Below are 13,525 nucleotides of genomic sequence, written 5' to 3' on the forward strand. Positions count from 1 at the left end.
ATGAATTAAAGGAAATCAAGGTAATGCGTTTTCATGGCATGAAAGATTTCAGTCACTCCCAAGGTGATCGAATAGGCGTCTTAATCACAAACCTCGGTACTCCTGACGAAGCAACTACACCCGCACTGCGTCGTTACTTGAAGGAGTTTCTATCCGACCCTCGTGTTGTTGAAGTGCCTCGTCCGATTTGGTGGTTTATTCTGAACGGAATCATCTTGAATATTCGCCCCGCGAAATCAGCCGCTGCTTACCGTGAAGTCTGGACGGATGAAGGCTCACCTTTGATGACGCATACAGCCAATCAGTGTAAAGCCCTAAAATCCTATTTTAGTGAGCGTTACGGTGATCGTGTGCAAGTTGAGTTTGCGATGCGCTATGGCAATCCATCGATCACCTCGGTATTGGAAAAGATGCAGCAGGATGGTGTGCGTAAACTGGTGGTGCTGCCGCTGTACCCGCAATATTCAGGTGCGACGAGTGCTTCTACCTTTGACGCGATTGCGGCTGACTTTATGAAGCGCCGTTGGTTACCTGATATGAACTTTATTAGTCATTATCATGATTTTGAACCCTATATCGATGCCTTAGCCGCAAAAGTACGTGAGTTTCAGGCGAGTGCCGGAGTGCCTGATAAACTGATTTTTTCTTACCATGGGGTGCCGAAGCGTTATTTAACTCAAGGCGATCCGTATCATTGTGAATGTCATAAAACCTCGCGCCTGCTTGCAGAAAAGCTGGGGTTAACCTCAGATCAGTATATGACCACCTTCCAATCACGTTTTGGTCGAGAAGAGTGGTTAAAGCCTTACACGGATGAGACATTAAAAGCCTTGCCTTCGCAAGGTGTTAAATCCATTCAGGTTTTCTGTCCTGGTTTTTCATCGGACTGTCTGGAAACCATTGAAGAGATAGGGCAAGAAAACCGCGAGTACTTTATGGAACACGGTGGCGAGTCTTACGAATATATCCCTGCACTGAACTCGGACCCTTCCCATATCGACATGATGGTTCAGCTACTTGAACCACATTTGCAAAACTGGCTTTTAAGCCCGGAAAGACAGGGTGAAGATACACTGAAATACGCCAAGTTACAGGGCGCTGACCGTTAATCTTAGTTTAAGGACCTTTGCATGGCAGTCGTGATTTTTCGTGAACACGCAACACTGGATGGACACATCATTGGTGAAATCTGTTTAAACGCTGAGCGCACCTTGAATGCATTGTCTCAAGAGATGATCCAATTGATTAACCCACAGCTAGATCAGTGGCTTGAAAACCCTAAAGTAGTTGCATTGATGTTAAAAGGTGCCGGTGAAAAATCTTTTTGTGCCGGTGGCGATGTTGTCGGTGCTTACCACCTGATTCAAGCACAAAACTTTGATGCGATTGACGAATACTTTGCCAACGAGTATCGCTTGGATTACCGCTTACAAACCTTTCCTAAGCCAATTTTATGCTGGGGCAGTGGTTATGTGATGGGCGGTGGTTTAGGGCTGATGAATGGCTGTAGCCACCGAGTGGTTACTGAAACGTCACGTCTGGCGATGCCAGAGATAGCCATTGGTTTATTTCCGGATGTGGGTGCCAGCTACTTCTTAAATAAACTCCCAAGGGAAATCGGCTACTTTTTAGCCTTAACCGGTAGTCAGGTATCGGCGGTGGATGCGTGTTGGCTCGGCCTTGCTGATTATGCGCTTAACGCAGATCAGCAAGATTCTGTCCTTGAGGGGTTAAAAGCCGGTATCTGGAATCAGGGCGATAATCATGGTGTATTGTCGCAGGTTCTGACGGGATTAGCCGAGCAAGCTGAAAGCACGTTTGTGAGTGCTGAAAAACCGGTACAAAACAACCAAGCCATCCTTCAGCAGTTGCTAATAGACGATAATATTCCAAATTTTGTCTCTCGTTTACAGGCGTTGAATAGCGAAGATCCTTGGTTGCTTAAAGCACGTAAAAATGTAGTGGATGGTAGCCCTCTATCACTCTACGTGATACAAGAGCAGCTCAAGCGCAGTCATCATGTGACATTAAAAGAGGCTTTCCTGCTGGAAATGCAGTTGGCCGCTCAGTGTTGCCGCTTAGGTGAGTTTGCTGAAGGTGTCCGTGCATTGCTGGTCGATAAAGATAAGTCGCCGAAGTGGCGCTATGATAGTGTCGAAAAAGTCGATATGAGTGTGGTAGCATCTTATTTCCAGTCACCCTGGGAGCAAAATCCACTAGCAGATCTGTGAATCTGCTGTTGACCCAAGGAGGTCCGCCATGAGTCAGTCATCACCTCATCCAAAATTTATGGAAGCGATGCGCAAACTAAAACAGATGAGTGAAGAAGAGCGTCTTTCTGAAGAGAATGCGGAACTCTTTGAACAAGCGATGCAATATGCACCTTTGGATATTCAGCCTGCGTTGATTGCGATTCGTAAAAAGTACGAACAAACCTATCATTAATTCTATCTAAATAGGTAAATGCTCAGTTAACGCTAACGGAATCAGCTTCTTTAGCGTTAACTGAGCTTATTTCGACTCACCGAGTGAACAATTACTGCGGTGAACCTGCTTCGATTTCTGCTTCAGTAGCAGCACGAACTTCAACCACTTCAACATCAAAGTTCAGTGTTTGACCCGCTAAAGGATGGTTGCCATCTAAGGTGATGTTGTCACCTTCAATACCAACAACCATGACTGGCTGCTCACCCCAAGGTGTTTGTGCCATAAACTGCATACCCACTTCGATCTCATCAACACCGCTGAAGTTTGCACGATCGACGGACTGGATCATCTCTTCACGCACTTCACCATAGCCATGCTCTGGTTCAACAGTTACTTGCAGGGTTTCACCCACTGCTTTGCCAGTCAGTGCGTTTTCCAGACCTGGAATAATATTGCTAGCACCATGCAGGTAAGCCAGTGGTTGTTGTCCAACTGAGCTATCCATAACATTTCCTTCCATGTTAGTCAGTGTGTAATGGATGGAAACGACGGTGTTTTGATCTATCTGCATGAGCGCTCTCCTATGAAATTTAGCCGACCATGCTAACTATCCGATGCGAAGCTTGCAACCTTATGGAACTTTTGTGTTGCTTAAATAACCAATCAGAATGTTTAAATTTAAATCAGTATTTTGTATAACTTATTGATGTAAATGAGTTAGGTTCTGTATTTGTCGTTTTGCTTTGGGTATGATCAGATTTTTCTATCTATTCGATCCTATTCATCGGATTTATTCATCTTAGCGTAATAATAGATGTGTCTTATGGAAGAAATTCCTCTATAACGGAGACTTTACATGTCTAAAGCAATAAACACAGGCGAGTCTGTCGCCATCATCGGTGCAGGTTTGTCCGGCTTACGTTGTGCCTCTCTGCTCGTGGAAGCGGGCTACAGTGTGTCAGTATTTGAAAAAAGTCGCGGAACAGGAGGGCGCCTATCTTCCTCGCGCCTGGGTAGCTTAACCACCGATTTAGGTGTGCCTTTTATTGAAACACAGGATAAAGACTTTAATGCTTGGTTATCTGACCATCCTGAAACGGTTCAACGTTGGCTGCCCTATCAAACAGATTTTTCGTTGTCAGATCCTAAACCAAACGAAGCGCGACACTTATGGGTAGGGGTACCACGCTCGAGTATGTTGACGCGTTTATTAGCCAAGGGCGTAACATTACACACCGAAACACGAGTCAGTGTCATTTGGCCTGATCGCAATGGGATCTTGTTGCGAGATGAACAGTCTGAAGTGCTCGGGCATTTTGATAAAGTCGTCGTGGCTACCCCTGCACCGCAAGCAGTTCCTTTATTAGATGCATTACAATCCTATCAAGCTAAAGCTGCGGCAATCAGTATGCTGCCAGCCTGGGTGCTGTCGATCGAGTTAGAAAAGCGTCCCCAATCTTTGATGAGTATCGACTTAATAGAGGGCACTCATCCAGAGTTCAGCAGAATATTGAGAGATAGCAGTAAACCCGGTCGTACAGGTGAAATTTGGACACTTCAAGCCAGTACTGAATGGTCACAAGCCTATTTGAATTTAAGCAGCGAAACCGTAATGCATGAGATGATAGCATCCCTTGTCGCGTTGACAGGTGATCCTATGAAAGCAACAAACTATCGTGCTCATCGCTGGTTGTATTGTGACGCACAATCCCCGGATGCTATTGATGCACTGTGGGATAAGGATAAAGCGATCGGTGTCTGTGGCGAATGGCTTGCCGGTGGTGGCGTCGATGGTGCTTGGAAAAGTGGTAGTGCATTAGCGCAGATGATACTGTCATCCTAATACATATTTGCCTATGTAACGGTAGAACGGTAGATTGACACTAGCGAGATAAAGGAGTTTAGATGGCAGATTCATTGGTAAAACAGGTTCAATTGGCCTGTGATAAATTGGATCAAGTCATTTTGGGTAAATCCCAACAGATACGGTTAGCAGTAACCTGCTTATTATCGTCAGGACACTTACTGATCGAAGACTTGCCCGGTATGGGTAAAACCACACTGGCGCACGGCTTGGCTTCTATTTTTGGTTTAGATGACTCAAGAATACAGTTTACCAGTGATATGTTGCCGGCGGATATTTTAGGCGTATCGGTGTTTGATGCCGCGAATGGAGGTTTTGTTTTTCATCCAGGCCCAATATTTTCACAACTGTTGCTTGCTGATGAAATCAATCGTACCACGCCTAAAACGCAAAGTGCGCTGTTGGAGGCGATGGAAGAAGGGCAGGTGACTCAGGATGGTGAAACGCGTTACCTGCCTCAACCCTTCTTTGTTATAGCCACTCAAAACCCCTTAACTCAATTTGGAACCTTTCCTCTACCAGAATCGCAACTCGATCGTTTTTTAATGCGGATCAATTTGGGTTATCCCAGCGCTGAAGCAGAACGAGCGTTGTTAATGCGAGGAGATCATTCATCGAGGAGAGATCGAATTGCAGCTGTGATGAATCCAGAAACACTGGCAGAAGCTCAAAAAGCCTGTCGATCCGTTCATGCATCGGCTGATTTGGTTCATTATATTCAACGCCTGGTTCAGTACACACGTGATGCTGATAGCTTTAGTTATGGTGTTTCGCCGCGAGGAGCCTTAGCGCTGTTGCGTTGCGCTAAAAGTTGGGCTTGGTTGAATGATCGCCAGCACGTGGTGCCCGAAGATGTGCAGCATGTCCTTGAGGCTGTTGTTGGTCATCGTGTTCGTGCCGCAGAAGATATGGCCGGTCATACCGCCACTCGGTTAGTCCATGAATTACTTTCCAGTGTTGATGTTATGGCAAACGGATGAAGCTGAGTTTGTTTGATCGATTGACTCAACAACGCCAAGGGAAAATCTATATTTTCCCGACTAAGGCAGGTTGGGGATTTATGTTGCTACTCTTCCTGTTGTTGATTTTGTCGATCAATTTTGAAAACAACTTAGCCTTCGCTCTGACCTTTTTGCTGGCAGGTGTTTTGGTTGTGGCCATTTTGCATACCTACAGTAATTTATTGGGTGTCACCATTGAACGTGCCAGTGCTCAACCCTGTTTTGTTGGTGAACAAGCCGGTTTTACGCTGATGATCAGTGCAGCAAAACAGCGAGAACATCAACAAATCCAAGTCGGTTGGGTTGAACGATTTGGCATGAGTGCGATTGATCAAACAATGGCGATTGACCTTATCGAAACCACTCAAACGACCGTTGAGCTTTCTTTACCCACTCGCCGTCGAGGATGGTGTATTCCTGCTAAGGTGAAACTACAAACGGTCTTTCCATTAGGGCTGTTTAGAAGTTGGAGCTATCATGCTATTTCAGCTAAGGCCTTGGTCTATCCTTCACCGGTATCCAGTCAGTCCTTACCTGCGACCTCTGGGGCAGGGGGGCAAGGTGGTTTAACTGAGCAAGTGGGTAGCGATGACTTTAGCGAACTTAAACGATTTCAAGCGGGAATGTCGCCGCAACATATTGCATGGAAAGTATATGCCAGGGGGCAAGGTTTGCATGCAAAACGTTTTGCCTCTCGCCAAGATCTAGACATCTGGTTGGATTACGATGCTTGGCCTGAAGCTGACCAAGAATTGCGTTTATCTCGCATCTGTTACTGGGTACTCAAACTTCATCGTGAAGATCGTTGCTATGGTGTGCGTTTGCCCAATAAAGAATGGCCACCTTCTCGGGGTGATCATCATCGACAGCAAGTTCTTCAAGCTCTCGCTTTATTTGGTTTGGGAGACAGTCAATGAAGCGCACCCCGAAGGCTGTTGATAAAATTAGCCGTTCAGCCGTTATTTGGCAGTTAATTGCCTGTGTCGCTGTAGTGCTTCCACTGTTTTCTTGGCTGCCCACATGGGTGATTTTGTTGGGCGTGGCCTGTGTGGGCGCTCGCTTGATGATCCATTCGGGACGCTGGTCGTTTCCACACTGGAGCATTCGCTTAGTATTGGTGATTGCCGTTGGTGTTGGTTTGTTAATGACGTTTAACCGTGATGCGAGCCTCAATGCCATGGTTGCTTTGTTAACCGTGGGGCTGTCGTTAAAACTACTGGAAATCTATCGCCGAAGAGATGCCTTGGTGCTGCTCTATGTAGCGTTATTTGTTGCGGCGAGTGTGTTTTTATTTGAGCAGGGTATTTTAGTCGCACTTTACATGCTGTGTGCCGTGTTATTGGTGATTGCTGCATTGGTTAGCGTTTGGCAAGATCCACTTCGAGAGGAGATGTTCAGGCCGTTAAAGTACGCGTGGCGATTAGTCTTGCCGGCGTTACCGCTGATGTTGGTGCTGTTTTTTATCTTTCCCCGAATCGGTCCGCTCTGGTCGGTTGAGCTAGATCGCTCATCAGCAAGAACAGGCCTATCAGAAAGCATGTCGCCGGGAGATATCAGCCAATTAACACGATCAGATGAATTGGCCTTTCGGGCTGTGTTCGAAGGTGAGCCACCTGCACCTGCTGAGCGTTATTGGCGCGCCTTAGTGCTATCGGCTTTTGATGGACGAGAATGGACTCCGGGTTTCTCTGCCTCATCTTCAGCCTCTACGGAGGAGTTACACAGTATTGGTGAAACCATTCAGTATGAAATCGTTCAAGAGCGCAGTAATCAGCGTTGGTTATTCGCATTAGATGTTCCGGTTGTTGCACCTCAGCAAGCTCGCCTTACAATCCCGAGAACGCTATTAGGGAATACAGAGGTATCGCAGCGCATACAATATTCAGCTGAATCGGCTAGACAGTATTTTCTGGGTGCTGAGTTATCGTCTGATCAATTGGATTTTTTTCGTCGAATTCCTGCTAATAGTAACCCGAGAACTCAAGCGCTAGCTCGTCAGTGGTTTGATGAGGCGGATCAAGATACCTTGCGTTTGATTGATCGGATATTTAGGCATTTTAATGAAACCTTTGTATATACCTTAGAACCTCAGCCTTTAGGTAGACACAGTGTCGATGATTTTTTATTTCAAACACAGCAAGGTTTTTGTGAGCATTTTGCCAGTGCAACGGCAGTGCTACTGCGTTCAGTAGGTGTGCCTTCTCGAATTGTGACTGGCTATCAGGGAGGTGAATGGAATGCATCACAGGGTTATTTAACACTTCGCCAGTATGATGCTCATGCGTGGGTTGAGGTGTGGTTAGAGGGCCGAGGCTGGGTTCGAATAGATCCAACTACAGCAGTCGCTCCTGAGCGCATTGAGATGAGTGCTGATCAATTGTTTAGTGGACAGGCCGGCTTTTTGGCTGATTCGCCATTTATTTCTCGAGTGGGGCGCCAAGGTTGGTTGTTGCAAGCCAGAATGCAATACGATTCGCTTAACTTTGCTTGGCAGCGTTGGGTGCTGAACTATCATCATCAGCAGCAAAACCTACTTCAAGACTGGTTGGGTGATTTATCCGCTTGGAAGATGATCTTGGTATTGCTGATACCTGCCAGTACGGTATTAGGTTTTATCTCTTGGCGTTTGTTTGGTAGGCGCTCTATCCAAGATCCAATTGATCGCCAATTGCAGAAACTCTTTCGTAAGCTTGAACAACAGGGATATTACCGTGAACCAGGTGAAACTCTAAAGCGTTTTAGTCACCGATTAGCGCAAACGGACCCTGAATTAGCGCAGGTTTTACTGCCAGTTGCGCAAGCTTATGAAACACTTCACTATCTTCCCGTAGATCAATTGAAGGAGCGTAAGTTGTTGTTGGATGAAATCAATAATGCTTCTCGTAAGCTAAAATAAAAGTATGTTTTAAATAATAATATAGTGCTAAGGTCTTATCATGTCATGTGGTTGCTGACCTGTTTCTGATTTATAGTATTAATTGACTCATAATAAACATAAGAGATAGTAATGAGCTTGTACAAATCCATTGAGAAAGCCTTTTGGCATTCACTCACCAGAAAAATCATCGGCAATGTTGTATTTCTATTGCTGCCCCACATCATCTTAATCATTCTGGGTGGTTACTTTGCCTCGGATTTGAAGCAGTTAATTCTATCTGCACAGCTTGATAACTCGACAGAGTTGGAACTCATGTCAGGTCTCAATTCGCTGCTGTTTGCTGCTGGCGCAACCATAATGTTTGCATTTGTTGCCGGTATTTTTACCATTTTTTTTATGCGTCATCTCTTCTTGAAACCGATTCGTGAAATGACACAAGTACTCAAGGCGATTCGTGAAAAAGAGGGTGATATCTCTGCCACCCTACCAACCTATACCTATGATGAAATATCGGATATGGCTCGTAGCTACAATGATTTTACTGATCAGCTTCGGGCTATGATTGATGAAACGCGACGACACTCAGTGAGTGTTTCCTTAAGTTCGACGCGTTTACAGAAAACGGTAATTGAGGCCGGTAAAGCGTCGCAGTTACAGGAACAGCAAGCACAAATGGTGTTTCAGTCTAGCTCACAAGCCTCTCAAGCCATTGATGAAATCGCCAGTAATACCCAGATGATCAGTCATCAAACCGGCGATAATATGCAAGAAATTCGTAATTCAAGCGAAGAATTGGCCAAGGTGCTGACGCAAGTTCGCTCCGTTAGAGAGTTAGCCACTCAGTTCCAAGATACCGTGAAAAAGCTCAGCGAAAACTCGGGTAATGTCATGAATATTCTAGGGATGGTTAAAGAGTTTTCGGATCAAACCAACCTGCTGGCATTAAACGCCTCAATTGAAGCGGCGAGAGCGGGTGATGCGGGGCGCGGTTTTGCGGTCGTTGCAGATGAAGTGCGAAACCTGTCTCAAAAAGTGGGTGTCGCCACTACGCAAATCGATACTAATATCAGTGAGATGGCAACGCTAGTAAGAGATACCCATACTAGCGCAGTGACTATTTTGGAATATATCGAAAATACAGAATCCTTCATTGATTCAACGAGTAATCAGTTTGTGAAATTGGTATCTGATTTTGAAGATATCAGTCATCAATTGACGAGTATCTCTGCAGCCATTGAGGAACTTTCTCATACAAATCGTGAATCCCATGATCATGTTCATAAGATCACTGAGCTTTCGGTGGAAATGAAAGAGGATATGGATCGTTCTAAGGCCTATTCTGAAGATTTAGAGAAGGCAACCGAAACCACCCAAGAGCAGCTTTCGCACTTCCAGATTGGTCGTGGTGGCTTTGAGAATATGACTCGAACGGGAGTTGAGTGGTCGAAAGAGATCATGCAGGCGATGCAACAGTTAGATGCTCAAGGCATTAATCTGTTTGATCAAAACTACAAACGTATTAATCCGGGTCAGGAGCCAGAGAAATTCGATGTTGGCTATGCCAGTGCTTTTGAGCGAACCCTGCAACCTATCTTTGATCGTTTTATTAGCGAGCGACCCGAGTTTATTTATGCGATAGCGGTGGACAAGAAGGGTTATGCACCGGCACATCACTCCAAAGTCAGTCAACCTATTTCCGGAGATGTGAGCATTGATCTTGTGAAAAGTCGTCATAGACGTTTCTTCAAAGGTAATCGTCAAGAGCGGCGTCGCTGTTCACATGAAAATAGTTTCTTACTGCAAACCTACATTCGAGATACTGGCGAGATTCTCAATGATTTATCCATTCCTTTATATGTGAATGGAAAGCATTGGGGTGCGCTAATCATGGGCTTTGAGCCACGCTGTCTATTGGAAAGTGATTGAAGAGGGTGTGAACCCAGTGTTAACTGGGTTCGCTGATCAGATGATGAAGTAGCTGCTTCAATGAATGGTAAGACAAAGGTTTGTGACAGATAGCGGTTACACCTTGTTTCTTGAAAGATGATAATGGCTCATCATCTTGCTCAGACGTCACCACGATCACTGGAACTGTAGGCTGATCGGTGTATTGACGAATATGCTGAACCAGTTCCAAACCATCAATATTTGGCATATTGAAATCGGTAATAACAAGATCAAAACGCTGAGTTTTCAGTACCTGTAACGCCTCAGCACCATCTTTGGCTTCTCTGTAGTTAATGACGCCTAAAGAGTTTAAAACCCGAGCAAGATATCGTCGGGACATCTTGCTGTCATCTACAATCAGAACCCATAAATCTTCGAAAGACTCATCGGCCTCATCTTCTTCTTTGTTGTGATCTTGAACGTATTCAACAGCACTGTTAAGGGCCTTACGCAGCTCTTCAGGATCAAAAGGCTTGGGGAGTATGGTGGCAGCGCCCGCTTGTCTTATGGGCTCTAAATAGCGGTATAGCGTCTCTGAGGAGATAAGAAAGAATACAACGTCATCCAGCCCCGGAGATTTTCGCATCTCTCCCACTAACTCTGATCCCGTCATGTCGGGTAAATGCATCGCAGACATCACAATATCGGGAGTGATCGTTTGCATCCGCTCCAGAGCTTCATTTGCTTCGCTGAATTCTTCAATCTCTTCAACACCGAGTAAGCGTAGATTATTGACAATGATGTTGCGTTGCATCCGCGAAGGTTCGATTATCAGAACCAGAAGTTCTCGCAATTCCATTATGTTAGACTCAAAACAATTGGTTTGATGTCAGTTATACCCGACCCTGAGAAGATTGCAAGAATATTGGATTAGTTTTATAACAGTAAAAAACACTCTGTTCAGTTTTGTTCAGCTTAGGTTAAGTCGAAAAGCTGTCTACTGATAACCCGAACAGGATTATTTCGGGTCTCTTCATCATTTCAACATTGTGTCAAATTTAAGGCTGTCTTTTTAGACAGCCTTCTTTATATCTGGGGAAGGTGTTTTTTGCTTATGAACCCGTCTGTTGACTCAGTGCTTTATCAACAATGGGCTTAAACAGCGCCCTAATTTCATCCTCGTGCGAGCATTTCTCTGCTTCTTCAAGCAGTGGCAACAGTTCAGTCCGTTCAACAGAGCGAATCAGTAGCTTTATTCGGGGAATATTGTAAGCGCTTAAACTGATGCTTTGATATCCCATGGCCATCAATACCAATACAGCTACAGGGTCAGAAGCCATCTCCCCGCATACGGACACTGGCAGATTTAATGCTTGGCATTGTGTTTGAATATAAATCAGCGCACTGACAATAGCCGGATGTAAGTGATCAAATAGCGCAGATACACGTGGGTTATTGCGATCTACTGCCAAGAGATATTGAGTTAGGTCGTTTGAGCCGATAGAAACATAATCAACCCAAGGCGCTAATTTCGGCATTAATAGCATTGCAGAGGGTACTTCGATCATCATGCCGATTTGAGGCATATGAACCGCATGACCCTCTTTGATCAAATCATTCACTGCTTTTTCAACATGTCCGCGGAAAGTCGACATTTCATCCACTCGACTCACCATCGGAACCAGCAGTTGAAGATTGTTGTTGCCGATGTTGGCTCTTAGCATGGCGCGAATCTGAGTGACTAACAGCTGGGTATTATCTAGCGTAAAACGAATACCTCGCCAACCTAGATAGGGGTTCTCTTCATTCATCTCAAAATAGGGTAATTGCTTATCACCTCCAATATCCAGTGTTCGCATGGATACAGGTAACGGAGCATAAGCATTAAGTACTTTTTGATAGATACGAAGCTGCTCCTCTTCAGTAGGAAAGCTTTGATGAATCATAAAGGGAATTTCTGAACGATAAAGTCCTACGCCTTCTGCGCCTCGTTCCAACCCGGGAGATGCATCAGCAAGTAAGCCCGTGTTAGTGAGCAGCTTAACGCGAAAGCCATCAAGACTTTCTGCCGGTTCATTACGCAAGCGCTCTAAACCCTTAATAAAACGCTTTTCATCCGCAATCATGCGTCGGTATTCGCGACACAAGACTTCCGGTGGATTGATAATGCACTCGCCGCGATTGCCATCAACAATAATCCGTTGACCACGGTAGCGATCAGGATCTAAGGCTTCAACACCCATCACAGCGGGAATACCCAACGCATTAGCAAGAATCGATGTATGCGATAGGGCAGAACCTGAAGTGCAGACAATGCCGTGAATTCGTTGCAAAGGAAATTCGGCCAAATGTGTAATATTGACCAGCTCTCCTGTTAATACGAGAGGTTCATCCGGTGTTTCAATCACTTGTCTTTCGTGTTGTAACAACTCGTTCAGCAGTCGCTGACCGATGTTGGTGATATCTTCACTACGCGCCTTTAGATAGGGATCATCTGATTCAGCAAAAACACCTGCCATCTGCTCGATCACTTGCCTTAGCGCCCAGGCAGCACTGTCTCCCTGATCAATACGTGCTTCAACGCCGTTAACCAATTCAGGGCTTTTCAACATCATCTGATAAACACCAAACAAGGCGTTCAAATCCCCTGGCAGATGATGGCCCATTTTTCCAGAGCGTTTTTCTAAATCTTGAGCAAGCCATTCGATGGCTTCGTGGAACTCTGCTTTTTCTTCTACTGGATCGCTATTAATACCGGGGGTAACTTGATCTAAGGTCATATGAGGGTCTATCACCCATAGACGACCTATGCCTATCCCCCCAGCGCTTTTGATCCCTTTAAAACGCTTGTATGGAAGTGTTTCCGGTTGCTGCATCCAACTACCGCTGCTTTGCAGTAAATGCAGAGTGCCAGCAAGCTGAGAAGCAACCGTGATCAGGAATGCTTCTTCTTCATCACTGTAGCGATTTTGATCACGATCCTGAACAACTAAAACGCCGATGAGTTTGCGTAAGTAGATCAGCGGAACACCCATAAAACTTCGATAAGATTGTTCATGAGTTTCAGGAATGTAAACAAAGCGATCATCAGAGGGGGCGTCTGCAATGTTAAGCGTGCTTAGGCTCGCTGCGATATGTCCAACGAGCCCTTCATTTAAATTTAAACGTACTTGTCCAACGGCATTGCTTGATAAACCTTGAGTCGCTGCTAGTATCAAAGTATCTTGTTGTGGGTTGCAAAGATAGAGGCTACAGACATCTGCATCCATCAACTCACTTAGGCGCTCAACAATGGTTTGCATCATCGCTTCGGGATCTTGGGTGCGAGCAATTGAGTCGACTAGGGCAGTTAAGTCAGTGAGCGATGATGGCATAGTGCGTTTCCATGAAATCCATTACTGTTGTGTTTGAATATTAACTGCTAAAATAAAAGCCTACTACAAGAATTGCTTCGGTATCACTATAAGG

Annotated in this window: 11 protein-coding genes; 8 read left to right on the top strand and 3 right to left on the bottom strand. The window is 45.2% G+C overall.

What is annotated here, in order from left to right; translation table 11 throughout:
• The first annotated feature begins 23 nt into the window (after positions 1 to 23).
• Genes hemH through F7R24_RS03235 form a run of 3 tightly spaced genes read left to right on the top strand, consistent with a single transcriptional unit; the run spans position 24 to position 2,445 of the window.
• A complete protein-coding gene (gene hemH, locus F7R24_RS03225) occupies positions 24 to 1,109 on the top strand; it encodes a ferrochelatase (protein WP_151669797.1) in 1,086 nt (361 codons plus the stop codon).
• Between the two features lie 21 nt (positions 1,110 to 1,130).
• Positions 1,131 to 2,231: an enoyl-CoA hydratase/isomerase family protein gene (locus F7R24_RS03230; protein ID WP_151669798.1), complete on the top strand. Its 1,101-nt coding sequence runs from the start codon at positions 1,131 to 1,133 to the stop codon at positions 2,229 to 2,231.
• A gap of 28 nt (positions 2,232 to 2,259) precedes the next feature.
• Positions 2,260 to 2,445, top strand: coding sequence for a hypothetical protein (locus F7R24_RS03235; RefSeq protein ID WP_151669799.1), 186 nt, complete (start codon positions 2,260 to 2,262; stop codon positions 2,443 to 2,445).
• 91 nt (positions 2,446 to 2,536) lie between these two features.
• Here F7R24_RS03235 and F7R24_RS03240 read toward each other — a convergent pair whose 3' ends face one another.
• Positions 2,537 to 2,998, bottom strand: a complete 462-nt coding sequence (locus F7R24_RS03240) for an FKBP-type peptidyl-prolyl cis-trans isomerase (RefSeq protein WP_151669800.1) — start codon at positions 2,996 to 2,998, stop codon at positions 2,537 to 2,539.
• 285 nt (positions 2,999 to 3,283) lie between these two features.
• Here F7R24_RS03240 and F7R24_RS03245 point away from each other — a divergent pair, with 285 nt between their 5' ends.
• From F7R24_RS03245 to F7R24_RS03265, 5 genes are all read left to right on the top strand, one after another.
• Positions 3,284 to 4,270 carry an NAD(P)/FAD-dependent oxidoreductase gene (locus F7R24_RS03245; RefSeq protein ID WP_151669801.1) on the top strand — a complete coding sequence of 329 codons (987 nt, stop codon included), beginning with the start codon at positions 3,284 to 3,286 and terminating at the stop codon, positions 4,268 to 4,270.
• Between the two features lie 62 nt (positions 4,271 to 4,332).
• Positions 4,333 to 5,271: an AAA family ATPase gene (locus F7R24_RS03250; protein WP_151669802.1), complete on the top strand. Its 939-nt coding sequence runs from the start codon at positions 4,333 to 4,335 to the stop codon at positions 5,269 to 5,271.
• Positions 5,268 to 6,209, top strand: coding sequence for a DUF58 domain-containing protein (locus F7R24_RS03255; RefSeq protein ID WP_151669803.1), 942 nt, complete (start codon positions 5,268 to 5,270; stop codon positions 6,207 to 6,209). Before F7R24_RS03250 ends, F7R24_RS03255 begins: the two co-directional genes overlap by 4 nt.
• Positions 6,206 to 8,188, top strand: a complete 1,983-nt coding sequence (locus F7R24_RS03260) for a transglutaminase TgpA family protein (RefSeq protein WP_151669804.1) — start codon at positions 6,206 to 6,208, stop codon at positions 8,186 to 8,188. The genes F7R24_RS03255 and F7R24_RS03260 overlap by 4 nt, the downstream gene beginning before the upstream one ends.
• A 111-nt stretch (positions 8,189 to 8,299) precedes the next feature.
• On the top strand, positions 8,300 to 10,096 hold the full coding sequence (locus F7R24_RS03265) for a methyl-accepting chemotaxis protein (protein ID WP_151669805.1): 1,797 nt from the start codon (positions 8,300 to 8,302) through the stop codon (positions 10,094 to 10,096).
• Positions 10,097 to 10,115: 19 nt separating this feature from the next.
• On the opposite strand, the gene F7R24_RS03270 is transcribed toward F7R24_RS03265, so the two are convergent.
• Both F7R24_RS03270 and ptsP read right to left on the bottom strand, forming a co-directional pair.
• Positions 10,116 to 10,916, bottom strand: a complete 801-nt coding sequence (locus tag F7R24_RS03270) for a response regulator (RefSeq protein WP_151669806.1) — start codon at positions 10,914 to 10,916, stop codon at positions 10,116 to 10,118.
• Positions 10,917 to 11,169: 253 nt separating this feature from the next.
• Positions 11,170 to 13,431: a phosphoenolpyruvate--protein phosphotransferase gene (ptsP, locus tag F7R24_RS03275; protein ID WP_151669807.1), complete on the bottom strand. Its 2,262-nt coding sequence runs from the start codon at positions 13,429 to 13,431 to the stop codon at positions 11,170 to 11,172.
• Positions 13,432 to 13,525 lie beyond the last annotated feature (94 nt).

It is taken from the genome of Nitrincola schmidtii (genome assembly GCF_008973715.1).
Taxonomy (GTDB): Bacteria; Pseudomonadota; Gammaproteobacteria; order Pseudomonadales; family Balneatricaceae; genus Nitrincola; species Nitrincola schmidtii.

What these genes read in the sequence shown, in the direction of transcription:
- F7R24_RS03245 (WP_151669801.1), top strand. Translation starts at nt 3,284, where the DNA reads ATGTCTAAAGCAATAAACACAGGCGAGTCTGTCGCCATCATCGGTGCA.
- F7R24_RS03265 (WP_151669805.1), top strand. Translation starts at nt 8,300, where the DNA reads ATGAGCTTGTACAAATCCATTGAGAAAGCCTTTTGGCATTCACTCACC.
- F7R24_RS03260 (WP_151669804.1), top strand. Translation starts at nt 6,206, where the DNA reads ATGAAGCGCACCCCGAAGGCTGTTGATAAAATTAGCCGTTCAGCCGTT.
- ptsP (WP_151669807.1), bottom strand. Translation starts at nt 13,431, where the DNA reads ATGCCATCATCGCTCACTGACTTAACTGCCCTAGTCGACTCAATTGCT.
- F7R24_RS03240 (WP_151669800.1), bottom strand. Translation starts at nt 2,998, where the DNA reads ATGCAGATAGATCAAAACACCGTCGTTTCCATCCATTACACACTGACT.
- F7R24_RS03235 (WP_151669799.1), top strand. Translation starts at nt 2,260, where the DNA reads ATGAGTCAGTCATCACCTCATCCAAAATTTATGGAAGCGATGCGCAAA.
- F7R24_RS03255 (WP_151669803.1), top strand. Translation starts at nt 5,268, where the DNA reads ATGAAGCTGAGTTTGTTTGATCGATTGACTCAACAACGCCAAGGGAAA.
- F7R24_RS03250 (WP_151669802.1), top strand. Translation starts at nt 4,333, where the DNA reads ATGGCAGATTCATTGGTAAAACAGGTTCAATTGGCCTGTGATAAATTG.
- F7R24_RS03270 (WP_151669806.1), bottom strand. Translation starts at nt 10,916, where the DNA reads ATGGAATTGCGAGAACTTCTGGTTCTGATAATCGAACCTTCGCGGATG.
- F7R24_RS03230 (WP_151669798.1), top strand. Translation starts at nt 1,131, where the DNA reads ATGGCAGTCGTGATTTTTCGTGAACACGCAACACTGGATGGACACATC.
- hemH (WP_151669797.1), top strand. Translation starts at nt 24, where the DNA reads ATGCGTTTTCATGGCATGAAAGATTTCAGTCACTCCCAAGGTGATCGA.